At 54.9% G+C, this 5,429-nt stretch carries 4 protein-coding genes; 1 reads left to right on the top strand and 3 read right to left on the bottom strand.

The features are described from left to right. Window positions 1-177 precede the first annotated feature (177 nt). From BOW52_RS16045 to BOW52_RS16035, 3 genes are all read right to left on the bottom strand, one after another. On the bottom strand, window positions 178-1,506 hold the full coding sequence (locus BOW52_RS16045; protein WP_078485093.1) for a hypothetical protein: 1,329 nt from the start codon (window positions 1,504-1,506) through the stop codon (window positions 178-180). Continuing rightward, window positions 1,503-2,420 (bottom strand): ABC transporter ATP-binding protein, encoded by a 918-nt coding sequence (locus BOW52_RS16040; RefSeq protein WP_078485092.1) that lies wholly within the window; start codon window positions 2,418-2,420, stop codon window positions 1,503-1,505. The genes BOW52_RS16045 and BOW52_RS16040 overlap by 4 nt, the downstream gene beginning before the upstream one ends. A gap of 90 nt (window positions 2,421-2,510) precedes the next feature. Then, window positions 2,511-4,421 carry an HD domain-containing phosphohydrolase gene (locus BOW52_RS16035; protein WP_135622565.1) on the bottom strand — a complete coding sequence of 637 codons (1,911 nt, stop codon included), beginning with the start codon at window positions 4,419-4,421 and terminating at the stop codon, window positions 2,511-2,513. A 344-nt stretch (window positions 4,422-4,765) separates the two neighbouring features. On the opposite strand from BOW52_RS16035, the gene BOW52_RS17570 reads away from it, so the two are divergent. Then, window positions 4,766-5,314: a sulfur globule family protein gene (locus tag BOW52_RS17570; RefSeq protein ID WP_172840395.1), complete on the top strand. Its 549-nt coding sequence runs from the start codon at window positions 4,766-4,768 to the stop codon at window positions 5,312-5,314. The last annotated feature ends 115 nt before the right edge of the window (window positions 5,315-5,429 follow it).

The raw sequence follows: 5,429 nt of genomic DNA, 5'->3' as shown, positions 1-5,429 counted from the left end.
TCTTCGTCGTTCGCTCTCGCTCTCAACTACGAATAGGCAGACGGCGTCGACTATCGCGGACTAACCGCCTTCGCTTCGCTATCCATGGCGGTCAGCGACGGCTGCTGTAATCAATACCACGACCGCTCGACTTCTGTTCAGACTCATCACACCACCCGTTATCTCTAATCCTAAACCTTAGGATTCAACACTAAGCCTTGCCATCCTCATTCGCACAAAGACCAACATTGCGACCATCTCAACTGCAGGTGCGATTAATGAGCTCACATCACCACCAGGCAGCGGATAGAAGAGAGAGCGTCCACCACTCCAACCTGCAAGATTGATCACTGCCGGCAGCAGCCCATAGAGTACAAGCAGATAGACCAGCGCCGCGCCATCGGCCCAGCGTGTCCGCAATGACATATTCAACGCCAGCAGCAGCGCCGCGTCTCGCACCATAAACAGCAAAGCGGCTAGCGGGAACCACTGACTGATCACATTTCGATCCATGAATACCGATCGGAATGGCAATTCAAATAGCAGCGCTGTAGCCAGACCAGCCACAACCATTAGAGTGAGCAACCAGAGCGGCAGATTCTCCGCCGCCGTCTTCATACTACCGCTGCGCAGATTGATAAATAGACGGCGCAACGCCACCACATCCTTACTCTCACTGAAAAGCAGGAAATAGAGTAGTAGTGATGCCACGGCGAACGATACCAGCAGCCTGGAGAGCGCAATCAACTGCGGATCTCGACCACCGCCGGGGACAAAGCCACTGAGAAAGACCAGTAAAAAGGTTACGAAGAGCAGCCATACCCACGGAGTATTGGTGAACTGCAGCTCTACACGCATCACTCGGTAGATACCGATCAGTGCCCAGCCGGCCCAGGCCATCAGTGAGAGCAGAACGAAGTCTATTATCGGATAGTGATAGCCAAACCAGTCAACCTGCGACTGGCTACCCGCATGCTGCAGCAACGGCAGCAGCCACAACACTCCGAGAATGGCGAACAGATAGAGCCCAGTGTATCGGCGTGAACCACCTTTGCCCCGCTTGCGAGCCAGGAGCAGGGCACCGAGCAATCCAACGCTCTGCGCCAACACACCCACCAGCAATAGAATTGCGGCCACCTTGACCGCCTCTTCAGAGTAGCCCGTCTGCAGTCGTGCAAAGAGATAGACCGCGAGACAGATCACACCGCCATACCAGGGGAAGAGCGTACTACCAAAGAGCTTGCCCCAGCTCATGCTCCAGGGACCAATCACCGACATGCGCTGGTTATCCCAGGTCTGACCATCAACCTCGCGGATCAGCCCCTCACTCGCCAGCTTGCCCCCCCACAGCACCACCAGTGCAACGTAGGAGATCACCGCATAGATCCCCATCTGCTTCCAGAAGTCATTCCCCGCAGTGAGATAGGCGAGGTTAAATATCAGTGCAAGAATGGCTGGCATCGCCAACATCCTATGTGCAGAGAGCTCCAGCCAGGCATTGCGTTTCAGCTCGGGATTGATATTCATTCCGCCACCTCCCCGGCCTCATCGAGATAGACCTGTTCCAGAGAGCGACGCTCAACCGCAAACTCACTCACCGCCACATCGGCATCGATCAACCGTTTAAGCAGAATACGACGTTCCATCTCCGAGCCGGTCAGATCAAATCGCAACCACTCATCCCCACCATCGGGCAGCAGCTTTGCACCCATCTCAGTAAGGATCGGCTGCGCCCGATCCAAGTCACTCACGGCACGCAGGCGTATCTGCATCACCTCACCTTCATCCTCGTGCAAGGCGCGGTGACCGGTAATCTCGCCATCACGAATCGTCAGCATGTGTGTCGAGTAGGCCTCCAGTTCGGAAAGAATGTGCGAAGAGACCACGAGCGTCATCCCCTGCCCGCGCAGTTCGCTCAACAGTGTTGAGAGTGAGGTTCTCGCCTCAGGATCGAGCCCCGATGCGGGTTCATCGAGCAGCACTACACTCGGCTCGTGGATGATCGCCTGCGCCACCGCCAGTCGCTGGCGCAGCCCTCGTGAGAGCGCCTTCGCCTCAACCTCCAGTCGATCATCTAAACCCAACCGCTCCGCCGCTGTCATCACCCGCTCGGCGCGATCTATCGAGGCGATTCCGTGTGCCATCGCAGCATACTCAAGGCACTGCGCGACACTCAGATCGTCATAGAGACCAAAGAAATCTGAGAGGTAGCCAAGGCGGCGGTGGACCTGACGCGGCTCCTCCACCGTATCGAGACCATCGATCACCACTGTCCCGGCGAAGGGTCGTTCTAACGCGGCCATGCAGCGAAGCAGTGTGGTCTTACCAGCCCCATTCGGACCAACCAGTGCTGTCACAGTGGCGGGCTCAATATTGAAGGAGACACCCTGCAGGGCACGTTTGCCGGGGTACTCATAGACGAGGTTGCTGACCTGAATCATTCCATCCCTTTTTATTGTTTTATGCTCCAGCCATCCTATTGCAGCCGGCTTCAGACCGCTACTGAAAACAGCCCATCCGCACGAAATTCATCACACATGTTTCAACTCATCGTAGATCGCCATCACCTTCGGCATGGCCCGATGTAGCGCTTTCACCACCTCAGGATCGAAGTGCTGTCCCGACTCCTCATCAATAACTGAGAGCGCACGCTCTACTGACCAGGCATCTTTATAGGGTCGACGTGAAGTGAGCGCATCAAATACATCCGCCACGGCCACGATACGTGCCGAGAGCGGGATCGTTTCACCTGCCACACCATTCGGATAGCCCTGACCATCAAAACGTTCGTGATGCCCCTCGGCAATCTCAATCCCAATCTTGAACATCGAGTGACCCACCGCACACATCTGCGCCTCACAGCCGCGCAGCACCTCGCCACCGATCACCGGGTGACGCTCCATCTCGGTCCGCTCCTCGGCATCAAGTCGACCTGGCTTGAGCAGAATGCCGTCCTCAATACCGACCTTGCCGATATCGTGCATTGGCGCGAAGCGGTGCAGATCACGCACATAATCGGCACTGATCTCTGACTGATAGGGCCCTTCACTGCCTAGCTCCTCGGCCACCTTGGCCGAGTAGAGTGCCATGCGCACCAGATGATCCCCGGTCTCAGGGTCACGATTCTCCGCCAACCGCGCCAGACCGGTTATGGCCGAGATCACCAGATTCTTCTCAAAACTGTGACTGATCTGTGCGGCGATATTAGAGAGCAGCTCAAGGTGGTCTGCGTTGTATGCATCTGGCTCACTGTAGGCGAAGGCGATCACCGCACCCCAGCTCCCCTCGGTTGAGAGTGGATAGAAGAGCGCAGACTGGCGCCCGTCACGATCGAGTCGGTCGGCAAACTCCGCCGAGGGATTGGCCGCTGAGGTCTCAGCCAGCACCGGTATATGTAGCGGTTCCTTACTGCCCATCGCCTTGGCCAGCAACGAACCGGTCGCCTGGAAGGTGTCGCCCTCACACAGCGTAGTCTCACCATCGGTATAGAGACGCTGCAGTTCAAAATGCTGCCCATCGGGACTCAACACCATCATGCCCACCCAGTCGAGCGGTATCAGCACATTGAACTCTTCAAAAACAAAGCGCAGTGACTCATCGACCGAGGTCGCCTGATTGATCCGATCGGTGAGGCGGAAAATTGAGTTGAGTCGTCCACTCAGCGCATTGAAGGTGCCCGCCATACGCCCTAGCTCATTCTCACTGCCCACCTCAATCTGATGGCCAAAGTCACCCTGCGAAACACGTTCGAATCCTGCAACAGTCATGCGTAACGGACGCGAGAAGCTGTAATAGAGCAACGTTAGTAATACGGAAACCACAATCAGTGCTGCCACCAACATAACCTGATTAAAGAGAATCACCAGTGAGAGCTTCCCCTCCATCATCTCCTGCAGGCGCTGGCTCAGCTGAGTAGAGATATCGATCAACGGCTTCTCATTTTGTTGCAGATAGATCACCGCCTGCTCGATGGTCGCCTCCGGTTGAGCAAACACCCCTTCCAGACCACCACGAAACTGCTGCCAGGCATCTGCGGTCATATCGAGCTGCTTCAGCGACGCCTCATCCCATGAGCAGTAGAGCGGATCTGAGCGCCCCGTCAGCTCCGGCTCCAGCAGTCGGTTTCGCAATGAGGTAACAATTTTGGTGTAGAGATCGAGCTGGCGTTTGATTGAGCTGTGGAAATATTCGGCATCGACGCTATTCATCATCGAACTCTTTTCACCGTGACGTTGGTAGTGCAGCGTCTCATTGGTGATATTTCGAGTAATCGAGCGGAGCTGACCGGCAAGATTGAGGATCACATAGTCGTGTTTGCGCAGCTCTAACTCGTAGACAGTCAGTCCGACCGCACCTGAGGCGAGCAGAAAGAGCAAAATTAACGCGCTACTGATCTGTACCGAAAGCGACCGAACCCAACCTCTGAAAGAACCTCTCTCCACGCTGCCTCCCTGGGCAAGTCATTCAATACACACTATAGGAGCAGATGAGCGAATGGAATATTGCACGCGTGGCGACACAATCGCTTCATCAACAAGAGACAAAACAGATATTACCGCCACCAACCCTTACTTTCCCATTAACAATCTAATAGATAGCAATGCACGCCATCAGCCAGTCAGGTAACAAATTGATTTAAAACGAAAACCGAAAACTTGCCGCAGTCAGATTCCACTAATATACTTATATACAATTCGGGATGAGGCAGGGGATGGTGAGCCCACTGCATCGCCTGAAGGCCAAGCAAGCAACCTACAACCAACACCAACATTTAAGGAGTCTCACTATGAAACTAAATAAATACGCAATCGCAGCAATTCTTCTGGGTCTGACCACCGCCTCACAGGCGTGGGGGGGTGGTCCTTACAATAACGGCTGGGGTAACAACGGTTGGAATAACAACAACTGGAACAATAACGGCTGGGGTAATGGAAGCGGTGACGGCGCCGTCGACGGCAGCTTCAACTTCAGCATGAGCGGCAGTGCTCGTGGTAACGGCTACGGCAGTGGCTACAACGGTTATAACGGCAACAACGGCTGGAATAGTTATAACGGTTACGCCCCCTACGGCTATGCCCCTTACGGCTACGCACCCTATGCAGCAGCTCCCTACACCGCACCTCAGGCAATGACTCAGGAGCAGGTCGATGCACAGCAGAAGGCGGCTGTTGAGCAGAGCAAGCAGATTATGGAGCAGCAGAACGCAGCCTATGAGGCACAGAAAAAAGAGGCCGAGGCGATGGCTCAGCGCATGAAAGAGATGATGGATGCGCAGAAGAAGGCACACGAAGAGCGTATTGCCGCCATGCGTAAGCAGTTCGAAGAGAAGAAGTAAAAAACACCTTACTTATCGGGGAGTCGCTATTTTTGCGAAAGTTTGTTTTGGGCATCCAAGCCCAAGCAAACAGCAAAAACTTAACGCGACCGTTTATGCCTACGGCGCCCCGACC

It is taken from the genome of Solemya pervernicosa gill symbiont (genome assembly GCF_002020875.1).
Taxonomy (GTDB): domain Bacteria; phylum Pseudomonadota; class Gammaproteobacteria.
Note: the sequence above shows the minus strand (reverse complement) of the source record. Positions and strands in the feature narration are given on the sequence as shown.